Source organism: Pedobacter immunditicola (assembly GCF_037482985.1).
Classification (GTDB): domain Bacteria; phylum Bacteroidota; class Bacteroidia; order Sphingobacteriales; family Sphingobacteriaceae; genus Pedobacter; species Pedobacter immunditicola.
Genome location: NZ_JBBHKC010000003.1, coordinates 151,531 through 166,616, shown reverse-complemented (window position 1 = coordinate 166,616; position 15,086 = coordinate 151,531). Strand labels below are relative to the sequence as shown.

The window sequence follows — 15,086 nt, the reverse complement described above, 5'->3', positions numbered from 1 at the left end:
TCATGATCGCTCCATCACCTATAGAAAACAATACGAAAGGGTGGAAACAACCTCAACAAGTTAAAAGCTTAAAAATTCTTAGCTTTGAACTCAAATTACAAATAAATAACCCATGAATAAAAAAACCATACTATTTACCGCGCTTATGGTATTTGGCATCCTCCAATCAGGTTATACGCCACCTGAGGAAGGGATGTTCCCCTTAAGTGAGATCCATAAACTTGACTTAAAGAAAGCAGGATTGAAGATCGATCAAAATGAAATTTACAACCCTAATGGAACCAGCCTCGTGGATGCGTTGGTAAACGTTGGCGGATGTACCGGCTCTTTCATCTCCAATGAAGGGCTGATCATTACGAATCACCATTGCTCTTTTAGTGCCGTTCAGCAGGCAAGCACACCGGAAAATGACTACCTGAACAAAGGCCTGGTTTCCAGAACACATGATGAGGAGATTGAAGCAAAAGGATTAACTTGTCGTATTACAGACAGTTATGAAGATGTATCTGATCGCGTATTGGGTGCAGTAGCCCGGGTAACCGACCCTTCTTCACGATTGCAACTGATCAACACCACCATGAAGAATATTGTTGACGAAGCAGAAAAGAAAGACCCTAGTATTAAAGCAGAGGTTTCAGAAATGTTTATTGGAAAAACCTATGTACTCTTCCGTTACAAGACTATTCTGGATGTACGCCTGGTCTATGTCCCGAACAGACAAATCGGTGAATTCGGTGGAGAAACAGATAACTGGGTATGGCCAAGACATACCGGCGACTTCGCTTTTATGCGTGCTTACGTGGGTAAAGATGGCAAACCAGCCAAGTACTCAAAAGACAACGTTCCCTACACCCCTAAGAAATTCCTTAAAGTAAATCCAAATGGCACTGACGAAGAAGACTTTGTGTTCATTTTAGGTTACCCGGGAAGAACTTTCCGTCACCGTCCAGCTGAATTTATTGAATATCAGCAAAAATTCGTTCTCCCATATGTTTCTGAATTGAATGACTTCCAGAACAAAACGATGGAAGCTGCAGGCAAGAAAGACAAAAGCACAGAAATTAAGCTGGCTACCCGCATTAAACGCAATGCGAACGTGATGAAGAACTACCGTGGAAAATTACAGGGATTGAAAGCAATTGACCTGATCGGTCAGAAAAAACAGGAAGATGCTGCCCTTGCCGATTTCATCAATAATAACGTGGATCAGAAGGCAAAATATGGCGACCTGATGAGCCAGATTGACAATTTATACAAATTGATTAATGGCGATGCCAACCGCGACCTGTGGTTATCGCAAATTTACAATTCTACAAGCCTACTAGGTGTATCGAGAGAGCTCAATAGCTTTAAAGCTGCGCTTAATGCGCAACCTGCAGCGCAGAAACAAAGCTTTTTTGATCAAAATATAGAGCAGGTAAAAAGATCGGTAAGCAATAGTTATAAGACTTTTGATATCGATGTAGACAAAACCATACTTAAAAAAATGCTGAATGATGCCGCGGCCTTTTCCCCACAGCAGAAAGTAAACGCAGTCAGTAAAATCGCCAGCAAAGGTCAAAACAGCAATGCAGTCGTTGACCAATACATTAAAAGCAGCTTTGAATACACCAAACTTAAAGACCCTGATTACGTCATCAACACGTTGTTAAAGAGCCCAAAATCAGTAAGCACTTACAATGACGCCTTTCTGTTATTGGAAGAAGACCTGAGCAAACAAATAGCAGCACTTAAGCCGGAGAAAGACCGCAGGGAAGGCTTACTGAACAAACTGATGGGTGACTACGTGAATGTCAAAGAAAAGTTCTTAAAAAAAGATTTTGTTCCGGATGCAAATAGTACACTCAGATTAACCTATGGTTATGTAAGAGGCTACTCCCCTTACGATGCGACATATATGAAACCCTATACCACGATTAAAGGGATTTTAGAAAAAGGAGCTTCGGGACTGCCTGATTTCGGTTATCCAGCGACCATTAAAACGCTATGGACCGCAAAAGACTTCGGTCCTTTCGCAAAGAAAGACCTCAATGACGTGCCGGTATCATTCTTATATAACATGGATACCACCGGTGGCAATTCCGGATCCCCTATTATGAATGCAAACGGCGAATTGATCGGCGTAAACTTTGACCGTGCATATGGTGCCACCATCAATGATTACGCCTGGAATGAAAGCTATAGCCGATCTATCGGTGTAGACATTCGTTATGTACTTTGGGTAGCCACCAAAATTGACAAAGCCGATTTCCTGCTAAAGGAAATGGGTATTAAAATCTAATTAATTTGAATTCAAGGGCTGTATTATTTATAAAATTCTTCATCCCGGTTAATGTTCGTCATCCCGGAATTTGGAGTTAATAATACAGCCCTTTTTATTAACAAAAACCCACCAATAAAAATGAGAGTACTCGCTGAATTACCACACCCGGAATGCAAAATTACGCTGTTCAATATGAATCAAAAATACATCGTTAAGTTCGAACAAGGCACCCTGGAACAGAGCTATAAATTGTCTGAACTTGACCTCAGTGGCGGAGGGGCAAATGAAATCTTTCAGATCATTGATGAGGCATTTATTGCCACTGTTATTGAACGTTTTAAATCCATGAGGTCTGACTTTTCAGCCGCCTACAACAGGCAACAATACTAATTGCATTTCACCAAAGCCTGCGCTTTCTACCCGACTGAAAGACTTCAGGCTAAATAACACAATTAACTGTAGCATAATGGATTACCACACAAAACAGAATTATATTTTGCACAACACCCTATTTCCACCTCCTAATTTCCACCCTAATAAAACCTTTACTTGAACCTAACTAACCAAATATTTGAAAAACAGCAATATATGAAAACAACAAAATTAAATATGGCAATCAAATAGTGCCAAATATGATGGAGGTATAGCAGTATCTCCTTCTATATTTAAACTTTAATTCATTATCGATGTTATAGCATAAACCTAACCATGAAATCTAAAATCGCCCTTTTTAGTCTGCTCAGTTTCTTTTTACTTCAAACTCGGAATGGTGCCCAGGCACAGAGCCCCAGAACAGACAAGCTATACTCTTCCAGTGGAGTTGGTTTTTCCCTGCCTATAGGGAATACGAATGAATACCTTGAACCTAAGTTTTCAACTACATTAGGGTTAAACATAGGACTTGGAAAGGAGGGCTTATTCCTGTACCCGAAGCTGAGTCTCCATGCTTATAAATATGACCAGCAAACCCTCGAACCAGGCTTCGGAACTTTAATTAACAATGGCAGGGTGACCACGTATTTATTGAATATCGGTTTAGGCTACAGAAAGCTCATTGGCAAGTTTGGCCTTTACGGTTTTTTAGGTGGTGGCGGAGGTTTTGTGCTCACACCAGTTGTTGATTTAACACAGTCAAACGCCATGGCGACATTTACAAACAAAAGCAATACCATGACCATGTTGGAGACCGGCGCAGGAATGGAATACAATATTGGTAAAGTTTCCTTATTTTTGGAGGGCACTTTTATGCGGGGATTTAATAAGATACAAGAACGCCGTTTTCAAGCCGTCCCCCTGACAATTGGCATTAAACCAAATTTAAGTTCACTCGTTAATGGTAAAAATGATAAAAAATAAATATATCGTCTTGTTGTGCCTAAGTCTGGGTATTCTTTCATCCTGTACCATGAAAGAGAATATACAACGAGATCTCATCCTCCAGACCACACCTATTGAATTCAATATCCCGATCACCACCAATGTGACAGAGGCTGTTGTCCTTGCAGAAATTAACACCGAGGCCGACTTGAACACGATGATCAGCCAACACACCAATGGGTTTACCACAGCAGATCTTCAATCGATCCAGGTTACAGGATTTCTATTGGAAATACCAGGCCAGGCTCCGGGTGAAGGCGAAGAACCCGGGGAAGGTGAAGAACCAGGAGAACCTGATTTAACGAATACATTCAAAGCCTTTCAAAACATCAGGGTTCAGTTGCGAAAACCTGATAAAACCTTACTTGACATCGGTGTAATCAACAACGCCAACATGCAAACAGCAAGTTCCATTCTTATCCCCCTCACCGCACCAGTGGAATTAAAAGACCAACTTGTCAATAACGCCTTCACTTATGTAATCACAGGCATTGCCAACAGCCCCACGACAGAAATCATCAAAGCCGGGGCCACTGTTCAATACAAGTTGAAGCTAGGCATGTAAATTATTCAATGGAATTTCGTACCTTTGCATCAAACGGAATAAAATAAAACTGTTTTCTCCTGGTTTGATCCGTTGCCTATCGTGAATTAAGACTTCAATAAGCCTATCCCCGGAAGCACCACTTTTAAACTGGCAGAACAAAAATCAGGAACAGTATTTTCTCACTTAAACACTACAATATGGCAAAATCTCAGGCAACCTTCATGAAAAAGCAATTAGAGAAAAACAGACAAAAGAAAAAAGAAGATAAATTGCACCGTAAACAAGAGCGCCAGCAAAACCCTTCTGACGGTTCATTAGAAAGTATGATGGCCTATGTTAATGAGTTTGGAGAAATCGTTGATACTCCTCCTATAAAACCAATTGTTCCAACCGACAAAAAATAGGCTGGATCTCGATATCCTCACATCATAAACCGGCCGTCTGTTCACAAACTTTCAGCCGGCTAAATATGATCTTTGCATCATTTCCTTATCGCTTTTTCCCAGATCACCGACTGACCTCCGAAAAAATACCTCATCTGCCCGGCCAAAACGGCATAATTCATTACGCAGAAGTAATAAGGAACAAACAATACTTTAACGCGTAACTTTCGCAATTCTAAAACCTTCCCAAGAAAAGCAGAAAGATAAAATAAGATTTGAGCAGCGAGCAGGAGTTTATAAATAACACCAGGCTCCTGCCATACAATCAGCAGGTTAAGTATAAAAACCAGGATCATCAAAAATGGCGTGATCGTCCACCGCAATACCCTATGACTTAAATATTGAAAAGATAACACAGGAAATTTAAATGGCACAAGCAATGATTTAAGCCAAATCACTGACTGTATTCCACCTGCGGCAATTCTTATTTTACGTTTTAATTCTTCGGTGATATTTGCAGAAGAACTTTCCATGGCATAAGCTTCCGGTTCATACACAATTACATAACCTTTTTCCGCAATCCGCATAGAAATCATAAAATCGTCCAGCACACTGTTTGCAGGAACAGGCTCATATAAATTTCTGCGAATACTAAACAACTCTCCAGCGGCGCCCACCACACTATACAATTCCGAATCCCACTGTTTAAGTTTAGATTCATACTTCCAATAGAAACCTTCACCTGCTGTTGCATCAGCTGTTTCATCAACCATTACCCGTTTTTCGCCGGCGATGGCACCTACTTTATCATCTGCATAATGGCGACATAAATAAACCAGTGCATCCTCATTCAGAAAGGTATTGGCATCGGTAAAAACAATCAAATCTGAATTCACCTGTTGAATGGCACGGTGCACTGCGGCAATTTTGCCTTTACGCGCTGGCTGATGTAGAAGTTTGATCTGCGGATAGCGGGATACAATATCCGGCGTTTGATCAGAAGAACCATCCGTCACAAATATAAACTCCAATTTTGAAGCTGGATATTGAAGTGCCAGCGTATTGGCAATCTTTGCTTCCATAAACTCCTGCTCATTAAAAGCCGCAACGATGAGTGTACAGCTAGGCAAATCATCAAACGTATACAGTTTTCTTTTGGCCGGAAAAAAGATCCTTTTAAGTTTAACAAACACGAACAACAACAGGCCATAGCCAAAAAAGGTATAAAAAATCAGGAATAGCGAAATCCAAAAAAATGTGATCATGTTGTTAAGTTCATTATTATATTATTAGCATTCATTGGAATATATTGTTTTAATAGGTTTTGAAGCCGTCATCAGCTTATTTAAACCCTAATACTTTGCTGTTTACACCATTTGTCAGGTTCCAGCCTATGGCGTTAAAAAGCACTTTTATATAGGAACTGTTATGCTCACGCCAGTACTTCAGGCAATTTCTTGGTGTTACAAACAATAAAAAGTACACATAGAAAAAACATCGCTGTCGTAATTCAGCATTTCGCCTGATGAATAAAATCCGGTTGCGGTTCATGAAATAGGCTTTTAGCGCACTGTTTTTACCTACTGCCATCGATTCCTTGTGATAAATGCAGGCATTTGTATTGACCCAGATTTCAAAACCGGCAGCCTTGATACTTTCGCACCAATCCATTTCCTCATAATACAAAAAGAAATTTTCAGCCATGTTCCCTGCTTTCAAAAGCGCAGTCCGGGAGATCATCATCGCTGCACCATGGATATATCCCGTTGGCGCTATCAAGTGATCATACTGTCCAACATCAGTTTCAAATTGGCCTATACATTGATTACGGCAGGTATAATAATTCATCGCGGTAAAGCCAGCGTATTGCAGGATGTCCGGTTGATCAAAATACTTGATTTTAGGAGAAATAATTCCTATTTCAGGATTCGCCTTCATGGTTTCCAGCAAAGTTTCTACTAAACCGGCTGTAAACTCCGTGTCGTTATTGACCAGGAAAAGATAATCACCCGTTGCTCGCTGCAGTCCGAGGTTATTTCCACCGGCAAAACCGAGGTTAATTTCAGATCTGATGTATTTAATGCCTGGGTTACATGCTTTAAATGAAGCCTCTTTATTTTTTGCACTTCCGTTATCAACCAGGATTATTTCCAGAATATTTTCAGGATAATGTTTCTCAATAGACCTTAACAACTCAATTGTAGCCTGGGGTTGATTATAATTTACGGTAACAATTGAAATGTGAGACATTATATTAAATTTGTAACATGTTAGCAAATTAATTATTTTGACAAATAAAAGTAAACTTTCTGAGTCCCTAAAAAATTTTGATAATCTTGACAACAAAGATGGAGAATTAAATCAGAAATTAAGCGAGTTCATCACCTTGCTCGATAAGAGCGAACTTGATTCAGAAAATATTAAGCTTCTACAATATAGAATAAACGGTGTTATTGATAAAAAGCTAAGTAACGAGAAGTTAATCAAGGAAATACAAGAAGTCTCCTTAGCTGATATTGATCAATTAGAACAGTTAGACAAGCTGGAATTCCTCCTGAACAACAATCACCTGGACTCCAGGAAACCACCCAAAATTACGCTAACAGGAAAGTTTCTACGTCTTATTCAAATAATTATAGGCTTTTTATTTGTTACTTTAGGTTTTGCAATGATCATCTTGCCTGCGCCACCCTATTTTGAGATGTTTACCATTTACTATTTCAATGAAAACGATGGGGTAACTTTAATGGATTTGATATCACTCATCATTATTGCTGCAGGAATTTATATTATTGTAAAATCTATTTCTAATTTTAAGACCCATGAATAAAACCGTTTTGTTGGTTGATGACGATCTTTTCCAGTTAAAGCTTTACGAAAAATTATTAACAAATAACGGCTATCATTGTAGAATTGCCTTATCGGTAGATGAAGCGGAGATTATTCTGAAGGAATATGATATACCGGATCTGATCATTTCAGACTATGAAATGCCTGATAAGAACGGTTTCGAATTCAGAAAAAGGCTGCTTAAAAATGAATTTCTAAAAAACGTCCCCTTTCTATTTCTAACCTCAGTTAACGATGAGCATTTTATCCAGCAAGGCCTGGACTTAAAAGCCATTGACTACATGGCAAAGGATGTGCCCCCTACCAGGATCCTTTCTAAAATCAACAACCTGATGCTGGCAGTCAGGGAACATTATGAAAGGTCATTAAGTGAGGTTAAGGGTATAGCTGAGCGCTTAAACCTTAGAAATATTCCCAAAAAAGCGCCCGAGTTAAAGAACTTCAGCATAAACTACTACAACAAAAGTTACCAGGAACAGCCAGGTGGTGATTTTATTGATTTCATTAAAATCGATGACCAGCATACCTTTGTGATCCTTGGTGATGTGATGGGCAAAAAGTGGGGTGCCTGGTTTTTCTCCTTCAGTTTTTTAAGTTATGTGCGTTCCGCTATTCGTTTATGTGTATTTGATGGTGATTATGATTTACCTACCATCCTACACAAATTAAACAGAGTTGTTTTTGCAGATGAGTTTTTGTCGGATATTTTTTCTACACTCAGCATCGTTTTGATAGATGATGAAAACTGCACCATTTGTTATGCCGGAGCGGGCGATTTACCTTTATTAAAATATAAAAAAAACAGAACTGACCTGATCTCGTATCAGTCTGATGGTATACTTCTCGGTTTTTCTGAGGAAGCCGTATATAATGAAATAGAACTTGACATTCAGGACGAAGAAGAAATTTTTCTCGTTACGGATGGAATTATTGATTTCGAGATTGACGGAGTTAAGAAATCTGACATGAAACTGCTTAAACACAAACTTCATGAGTTAAAGGAAAGAAATGAACATACGGAAAACATTGTCAATAATTTATTTAATAAACATACTTCTCAAATAGATGATTGCAGTATCATCATCATCAAAAGAAAAAACAATGAAGCTAAGTAAACAAACTATCAATGATGTGCTTGTAATTGTTATTGAAAACAAAGAAGCCAATTTATCAAAGTCAGAACAATTTAAAGAATTAATATTTGAAGACATAGAGGACGGTGCTCACAACCTGGTGATCTCCTTTCAAAATGTGGAATACATTGACAGTTCTTTTTTAGGCGCACTTGTTGCTATATTAAAAAAACTACTTCCTTTAAAAGGTCAACTTGTGTTAACCCATTTGAATGACGATATTTTGAACCTGTTTGAGTTGACCAGGCTCGATAAAATTTTCACCATCGAAAGCAATTTAGAGATCTCCTTAAAGAAATTTTAATGAAACAAAGCACTCCTATTAAAATTGGTCTGAAGATTCCAAAAAATCCGGATGATATTCAGGAGTACACAAAAGAAGTCATCAATACACTCTCCAGGTATGTCACCATTAGTGAAGATATCAGGCGTAGAATTAAATTAATCCTCATTGAACTGGTCACTAACTCGATCAAACACTCCGAAGATCCTAATGCTGAAATCAGGCTGACCATCAATCACCCCGAGTTAACGATTGAGAAGGTTGATATTGGACTGCAGATCAAATTTACAAGCAATGAACAGATACCTTTTGAAGAAGTGAATAAAACCATCAAGGTGGACTTTACTGAGGTCAATAGTTTAAATATAAAGATAATAGATCCTTACCGGTTTAAATTCCTTGATGCTTATAAAGGTAACATGGACATCGAACATTTACCTGAAAATTTCGGACTGTACATTATCACCAGGGCATCTGATGGTTTCGAATACCAGCATGACCCTCGTTCAAAAGAAAACACGTTTATTGTAAACGTCAAACTTTAAGCCCTTCCTTTTATTTATTCCGCCAGTTCGCAAAGGTATTTCCCGAACTTCCTGCCCTTTCTTACTGTTTTATGTAACCGCTGTTTAAGTCACAATAGAGAATGCCATTCAAGGCTACAGCAGTAACGATGTAAAACAGTGATTAAACGGCTGATCATCATCCACCCAGGAGAACTCCACTGTACAGCCCGGTAAAGCCTCTATGGCTGTGTGATCAGGTGATGCCAATTTTCCGTTACTGAAGCGAACTTTTGTATAGTCAAGGCCAAAATCCGGTGAATTGCCTTCAATGGCATGCGCCAGGTTAAAAGCCATTGCCATTTGCATTGGACCTGGATCCCCTTTTCTGGAAACAAAACCCGTGATGATGAGTTCACTGATCGGACTTAAAAAAGAGGAAACCAACCTAAATTTTCTGCGCTGGTTAACCTGAGGTTGAGTGGGTGCTTTCGCACTTTTCAGCGGCACTGTTCTAATTACATTTTTATTTCTTTAGATGGCTCCTACAAGTGGACCAGTTTTTTTACTGAACCCACCAAGGATACCCTTTCGGATAATTCCCCTAGGTTATTTTTTAATGATAGATTTATAAAATGATTGATAAGCCCAATCAATTGGCTGCATTAAACGATGGAAAATCTGCCCAGGTATTGGCTATCGGAAATTTTCTTTCTGTTTAAGGAACACAGGCCGATGTACACTTCCACCTCATGGCCGGCAAATTTAGGGTTGATGGAAAAGTGGCAGTGTTTGTCTGCCCTGTTCACTCCGTTGATAAAACCGTCCGTTATTTGTAATGCGGGGCAATAGATTAACAGCATCACCTGGTCATTAAAAACAGTTGATCGGCGGTTGTCCTGTTCCCATAAAAAATTTAGCACATTTCCTTCGGTTATTTCAACCTGAAACCTGTTAATGTCGGCAGTGTACCCACACTCCATATAAATTCCGAATAGTCAATGCTGATGTTGGGATAAGTGCCACGGATCAATTTCTTGTGATTAAGAGAATAAGCGGCATTTAATGGCGTCATCTTTTTCGCTTTATCATCAACCCTATGGTCAGGTAAGCATGAAAACTCATTAAAAATTCGTTGATGAACTTAAACTTTTCACGGTTATTGAGTTGATCGGGAGTTGGGGGTTTTTCGCTTTTTGGAGCTAAGGAACGGATATAAGCTACATCTTTCCATTTTGCCCCAACTATAGGACCTACTTTTCCTATGATTGGTCCGAATACGCCTTGTGGTAATTTGGCCATAATATTAGTTTTGATAAGGTTTAGGTAACTGTTTAATGATCTTTTACTGATCAGTAAAAAATGAGTCGCGCGTAGCGGGATCCTGACAGGGCGGTCGTTGGATGGCCTTGTCTGTTAGGGTTGGATTAGCTTTGCGCAAGCCATCTCTCAGGTTATTCCAACCTGTAATTTGATCGTCCATTTTCGTTTGACTTTAGTTTGTTTGTTTTTGGTAATGAAGCTATCATCAGCTTATTCTTTGCCAGGTGTAAGCTGTAAGCTGATGATGGTTGCTTCGGTTTAGTTGTAAATCAATTTGGTTGATTGTAGTTTAACATGCTGTATGTTGCAACTTTAAATCAAATGTATTTACTTTAAAACTAAGGTGTTGCGCAATAGACGTTGATGGCGTAAGAGACGTTCTTAGTCATAAAGAGTCATATTTTGCAGGGAATTTTGACAGTGTGGGATGAGCAGGTATTGAGGGGTAAGTTTGATCTGAATATTTCCTTTGTAGGTTAACCCCTTATGTGATGGCTACGATTTTGATTACATTAGCCTAAATATTATGATTCAAATCCTACTCATTTTAAATAGTTTTATATTTTTACTCTTGGGCTTCCTCCATGTTTACTGGGCAATAGGCGGCCAATGGGCGCTCGGTGCGGTTATCCCTACCAATACTAACGGCAGGAAATTATTTAATCCAGGGAGTTTGGGTACTTTTATCGTAGCATTGGGATTGCTGTTATTTATGATGGTTGATCTTACTTATAGCGGTTTGATCGTATTTGACTTAAGTAAAGACATCACCCGACATGGAATATTCGGTATTGGCATAATTTTCCTATTGCGCGCGGTTGGCGATTTTAACAATATAGGATTTACCAAACGACGCAAACAAAGTTTATTTGCGAAAATGGATACCCAGTTTTATAGTCCTCTTTGTGTGTTCATTGCTATTAGTCATTGGCTGGCATATTGGAAGATGGGTTAGGAATTGGGGAGATGAATTAATATAGGATTTTAATTAAACTAACTAGTGAATTCTTGGCTAATTAAAATATAACACCCTAAAATCATGGAACTATTTGCCAGATTATCCTGTGCTTTTATTGCAGGTGATGTAAACATTGAAAACGATAATTATGTAAACGATGTACTCAACGATAAACTCGTCTCGTTTATAAAAGCCAACCGCATCACAGAATACAGAATCCTAAATGCCGAAAGCTCCTTTTTACCTGCCCCCAACATCGGAGCAGGCTTTGAAACCGTTCAATGTTCTATATTTATCGCATATAAAGCAGTTGAAAAGTGACGAAGATAAATGAAGGATATTAGACCATCGACCACAAATGATGATTGATGTGTTTTTAATAATACTTCTCTAAATAACCCTGCACTTCAGAATCCGTCTTTGCATGGTGAATCTTTGCACCTGATAATGCCGGAAAAATGGTTGTGAATTCGTTGAGATCATGCTCAATCCCTCTTTTTGATAAGATGATATTATGGCCGCCAAAGTAACTGGCTAATGCGGCCGTACCACCATGAGCCGAGACAAAAAAATCGCAGTTCGCATAAACCATTAATTGCAGGTGATTAAAAGTAAAGGATAACACTGAACAGCAAAGAAAGCGATATGGTAAAAATAAAAGCATTATAAATAAAAACCCCTCGCAAAGTATCTTGATAATCATGATAGTATTTCACAATAGCATTGCTCACAAAGCTGTTATTGGCTATTTCAAAAATTACCACAATAGAAGAATACAAAACCCATGTCCCAAAATCTATCGGGGAGCAAAGTCTAACCAGAATAAAAAAGATGAAGAAATTGGAGGTTATAAGGAAACCTTTAGCAATAGTTATAGCTAAACCTGATTTTAATATTGGTGGGCCTTTTAAACTTCTTTATCAGTTGGTTATAAACAGGCATTTATTTTTTACAGGTATTAAAAGGAAATTAAAGAATCTAGATGGTATTTTCAGAATACTAATATTTTTTACGTAAAGCTAATAACAAAATTAAGATTTCCTATTTGCCTGATTGAAAACAATGGAGGATTTATATTCTTAATGAGGCAATATTCAAAAGCCGTCCAATTTTGTGAGAAAAAAGCCACAATATTGTTGCATGGTATTTGACTAGAGTTAATAAATACCTACATTAGCATGTCAAGAAAATAATTTGAGTATTATGAATATTGTATTCGTTAGCTTGCAACGCATCAATACTGACAGGGAATCTACCTCCACTTGTTTAGCTAAAGAATTCGCCAAAAATCATAAGGTCTTATATGTAAACCCTCCAATTGACAGGAAATCACTTTATTTTGGGGAACGTGATGTTTTTCTAGATCAACACATCAATTTAATCAAAAGAAAGGAAAAGGGATTAACTGAGATCTCGGCTAACCTATTTGTATTAAATCCCTCAGCTATCATGGAATCAATTAATTGGATTTCTAATCAGCATATATTTTCGCTTCTTCACAAACGTAATAACAAAAAATTAGCTACTAACATCCAAGATGCAATCAATGAATTAGGCTTTGATTCTTATATTTTAATCAACGACAAGGATATCCTGCGTAGTTTTTATCTCAAAGAAATATTGAAACCTGCTTTACATATCTATCTGGATCGTGATTATATGTTTGATAATGCCTATTGGAAAAGACATGGTATTGCTTTAGAACCAAAACTGATGAAAAAAAGCGACATTATATTGTGCAATTCGCCAACCTTTACAAAAAACGCATTAAAATATAATGAAAACAGCTTTTACATCGGAAACGGATGTGGGCTAGATTTAAACAATAATGTCAGTTTAGGAAACGCTCCTGAACAGCTTAAAAACATACCCAGACCTTTAATAGGTTATGTGGGTGCAATTACGTCATTACGGCTTGACTTAAATTTGCTGATCAACATCGCGAAAGCAAGAAAGGACTGGAGTTTAGTATTGGTTGGTCCTGATGATGAACAATTTAGTAGCAGCGAATTGTACCAACTTCCAAATGTTCATTACCTTGGTAAAATTCATAAAAATGAGGTAATCTCCTACATAAATCAATTCGATGTATGCATCAATCCGCAGTTAATTAATACAACGACCATTGGCAACTTTCCTTTGAAAATAATTGAATACCTACATTGTGGAAAGCCTGTAGTGGCTACATCAACGGAATTTATGCAGGATGAATTTAAAACATCAACCTATTTGGCGATTGGGGTGGATGAATACATTGAGAAAATTGAAGATGCGCTCCTCGAAGATTCAGAGATAAAGCGTATACAGCGGAAAAGCTATATCCAAAAGTTTAGCTGGGATAAAATTGCTGATCGTGTGCTTTCAATTATAAATGAACATGAATTAAAGATAAGGCCTGTTCATTTTGACAAGTAAAAGTTTATGTTTACCTATGCAATATTTGAATAAGCATTAAGGAATAACCATTAATAATGGACAGGATGCAATCCTTGTTTATTTCAGGAAAACTCCGAAATTGAGCCGAGTACCATGACAAGAAAAAGCTGGACACAGAACGATAACACCACTATTTCCATGCTGCGCTATGTGTTACAGGCAACTGAAGTACAATTATGACATTTGGTTTTATAAAAGCAACTAATCACCTTACTAAGGCTTTAGCATCCTTTTAAATCTTTTGAGAAAACCTTTCATTAGACCGCCATCCAGTTGAATTCTTCGGTCTGTAGTCCACACCAGGGAGTCTATACTCGTCACTAAATGTAGTTTACCATACCCTTTATCCCTAAGTTTTAGGGCTAACCAGCCATCTTCATTTGTATGGATGGGATGATTGAAACTATCTACACTTAGGCCCTCAACTCTTCTAAAACCTGAATTAAAGCCGTAAACATTGACCGCCTCATCCTTTACTTTTTTATTGATAAATCGGGAAAGCTCCGCGATGTATTCGTAAAAAAAATAAGTTAAACGACCTGTATTACCTGTTGGGATAAGGGAAAAACGACCATAGGTTAAAGCGATGCCTTCGTCCTCCAAGGGTTTAACCATACTTTCAATCCATTGCTCCGGATAAATGCTATCTGCATCCGCGTTGAGGATATATTTCCCACGGGCAATAGACAATCCTTTATTCCTTGCGAAGGTGATTCCCTGCTGTGTTTCTCTGATACAATTCACCCCACAGGCATTAGCCAAATGTGCTGTCTTGTCTTTAGAATTATTGTCGACCACGATGATCTCCACGCTTCGGGCAGTTTTGTTCTGACAAAGGGAAGCCAGTGTAGGAACGATATTCAATTCTTCGTTATAAGCGGGTATGATGATAGAAACCTCAGGCTCGTTTTTTAAAAGGGTCAGGTATCCTGAATGGGCCGCTTTCATTAATGCTTCGGGGGAAGAAGAATTTACATCTATGTACTTTAAGATGGAAGCAGGGATCTTTACTGGTCTCATTATGCTGAAA

Annotated in this window: 20 protein-coding genes; 12 read left to right on the top strand and 8 right to left on the bottom strand. The window is 38.3% G+C overall.

What is annotated here, in order from left to right; translation table 11 throughout:
- Positions 1 to 112 precede the first annotated feature (112 nt).
- The 5 genes from WG905_RS05720 to WG905_RS05700 all read left to right on the top strand — a co-directional run bounded on the left by WG905_RS05720 (position 113) and on the right by WG905_RS05700 (position 4,591).
- Entirely contained in the window at positions 113 to 2,281 is a 2,169-nt protein-coding gene (locus tag WG905_RS05720) for a S46 family peptidase (RefSeq protein ID WP_339590749.1), read from the top strand.
- A 120-nt stretch (positions 2,282 to 2,401) separates the two neighbouring features.
- Positions 2,402 to 2,653, top strand: coding sequence for a hypothetical protein (locus WG905_RS05715; RefSeq protein ID WP_339590748.1), 252 nt, complete (start codon positions 2,402 to 2,404; stop codon positions 2,651 to 2,653).
- Between the two features lie 318 nt (positions 2,654 to 2,971).
- Positions 2,972 to 3,619 (top strand): hypothetical protein, encoded by a 648-nt coding sequence (locus WG905_RS05710; protein WP_339590747.1) that lies wholly within the window; start codon positions 2,972 to 2,974, stop codon positions 3,617 to 3,619.
- Positions 3,606 to 4,205 carry a hypothetical protein gene (locus WG905_RS05705; RefSeq protein WP_339590746.1) on the top strand — a complete coding sequence of 200 codons (600 nt, stop codon included), beginning with the start codon at positions 3,606 to 3,608 and terminating at the stop codon, positions 4,203 to 4,205. Before WG905_RS05710 ends, WG905_RS05705 begins: the two co-directional genes overlap by 14 nt.
- Positions 4,206 to 4,384: 179 nt before the next feature.
- Positions 4,385 to 4,591: a hypothetical protein gene (locus WG905_RS05700; RefSeq protein WP_339590745.1), complete on the top strand. Its 207-nt coding sequence runs from the start codon at positions 4,385 to 4,387 to the stop codon at positions 4,589 to 4,591.
- A 77-nt stretch (positions 4,592 to 4,668) separates the two neighbouring features.
- On the opposite strand, the gene WG905_RS05695 is transcribed toward WG905_RS05700, so the two are convergent.
- The gene (locus WG905_RS05695; RefSeq protein ID WP_339590744.1) at positions 4,669 to 5,835 is read right to left on the bottom strand and encodes a glycosyltransferase family 2 protein; all 1,167 of its coding nucleotides are present in this window, start codon (positions 5,833 to 5,835) and stop codon (positions 4,669 to 4,671) included.
- Between the two features lie 76 nt (positions 5,836 to 5,911).
- Entirely contained in the window at positions 5,912 to 6,820 is a 909-nt protein-coding gene (locus WG905_RS05690; protein WP_339590743.1) for a glycosyltransferase family 2 protein, read from the bottom strand.
- A gap of 37 nt (positions 6,821 to 6,857) precedes the next feature.
- Here WG905_RS05690 and WG905_RS05685 point away from each other — a divergent pair, with 37 nt between their 5' ends.
- The 4 genes from WG905_RS05685 to WG905_RS05670 are packed head-to-tail and all read left to right on the top strand — an operon-like array spanning position 6,858 to position 9,381.
- Positions 6,858 to 7,400: a hypothetical protein gene (locus tag WG905_RS05685; protein ID WP_339590742.1), complete on the top strand. Its 543-nt coding sequence runs from the start codon at positions 6,858 to 6,860 to the stop codon at positions 7,398 to 7,400.
- Entirely contained in the window at positions 7,393 to 8,535 is a 1,143-nt protein-coding gene (locus WG905_RS05680; protein ID WP_339590741.1) for a SpoIIE family protein phosphatase, read from the top strand. Before WG905_RS05685 ends, WG905_RS05680 begins: the two co-directional genes overlap by 8 nt.
- The gene (locus tag WG905_RS05675; protein ID WP_339590740.1) at positions 8,522 to 8,857 is read left to right on the top strand and encodes an STAS domain-containing protein; all 336 of its coding nucleotides are present in this window, start codon (positions 8,522 to 8,524) and stop codon (positions 8,855 to 8,857) included. The genes WG905_RS05680 and WG905_RS05675 overlap by 14 nt, the downstream gene beginning before the upstream one ends.
- Positions 8,857 to 9,381 (top strand): ATP-binding protein, encoded by a 525-nt coding sequence (locus WG905_RS05670; RefSeq protein ID WP_339590739.1) that lies wholly within the window; start codon positions 8,857 to 8,859, stop codon positions 9,379 to 9,381. The genes WG905_RS05675 and WG905_RS05670 overlap by 1 nt, the downstream gene beginning before the upstream one ends.
- A gap of 114 nt (positions 9,382 to 9,495) precedes the next feature.
- Here WG905_RS05670 and WG905_RS05665 read toward each other — a convergent pair whose 3' ends face one another.
- From WG905_RS05665 to WG905_RS05650, 4 genes are all read right to left on the bottom strand, one after another.
- Entirely contained in the window at positions 9,496 to 9,849 is a 354-nt protein-coding gene (locus WG905_RS05665; protein ID WP_339590738.1) for a DUF6266 family protein, read from the bottom strand.
- A gap of 155 nt (positions 9,850 to 10,004) precedes the next feature.
- Positions 10,005 to 10,262 carry a DUF6266 family protein gene (locus WG905_RS05660; RefSeq protein WP_339590737.1) on the bottom strand — a complete coding sequence of 86 codons (258 nt, stop codon included), beginning with the start codon at positions 10,260 to 10,262 and terminating at the stop codon, positions 10,005 to 10,007.
- Between the two features lie 11 nt (positions 10,263 to 10,273).
- On the bottom strand, positions 10,274 to 10,414 hold the full coding sequence (locus WG905_RS05655; RefSeq protein ID WP_339590736.1) for a DUF6266 family protein: 141 nt from the start codon (positions 10,412 to 10,414) through the stop codon (positions 10,274 to 10,276).
- Positions 10,411 to 10,641 carry a DUF6266 family protein gene (locus WG905_RS05650; protein WP_339590735.1) on the bottom strand — a complete coding sequence of 77 codons (231 nt, stop codon included), beginning with the start codon at positions 10,639 to 10,641 and terminating at the stop codon, positions 10,411 to 10,413. The genes WG905_RS05655 and WG905_RS05650 overlap by 4 nt, the downstream gene beginning before the upstream one ends.
- 547 nt (positions 10,642 to 11,188) lie before the next feature.
- Between WG905_RS05650 and WG905_RS05645 the strand changes: the two genes are divergently transcribed.
- Positions 11,189 to 11,617 (top strand): DUF3995 domain-containing protein, encoded by a 429-nt coding sequence (locus tag WG905_RS05645; RefSeq protein WP_339590734.1) that lies wholly within the window; start codon positions 11,189 to 11,191, stop codon positions 11,615 to 11,617.
- 84 nt (positions 11,618 to 11,701) lie between these two features.
- On the top strand, positions 11,702 to 11,941 hold the full coding sequence (locus WG905_RS05640; RefSeq protein WP_339590733.1) for a hypothetical protein: 240 nt from the start codon (positions 11,702 to 11,704) through the stop codon (positions 11,939 to 11,941).
- 55 nt (positions 11,942 to 11,996) lie between these two features.
- Here the strand turns inward: WG905_RS05640 and WG905_RS05635 are convergent, their stop codons facing one another.
- Positions 11,997 to 12,212 (bottom strand): hypothetical protein, encoded by a 216-nt coding sequence (locus WG905_RS05635; protein ID WP_339590732.1) that lies wholly within the window; start codon positions 12,210 to 12,212, stop codon positions 11,997 to 11,999.
- A 611-nt stretch (positions 12,213 to 12,823) separates the two neighbouring features.
- On the opposite strand from WG905_RS05635, the gene WG905_RS05630 reads away from it, so the two are divergent.
- Complete coding sequence (locus WG905_RS05630) at positions 12,824 to 14,035, top strand: glycosyltransferase (RefSeq protein WP_339590731.1); 1,212 nt, start codon at positions 12,824 to 12,826, stop codon at positions 14,033 to 14,035.
- 234 nt (positions 14,036 to 14,269) lie between these two features.
- Here the strand turns inward: WG905_RS05630 and WG905_RS05625 are convergent, their stop codons facing one another.
- A complete protein-coding gene (locus WG905_RS05625; protein WP_339590730.1) occupies positions 14,270 to 15,076 on the bottom strand; it encodes a glycosyltransferase family 2 protein in 807 nt (268 codons plus the stop codon).
- Positions 15,077 to 15,086 lie beyond the last annotated feature (10 nt).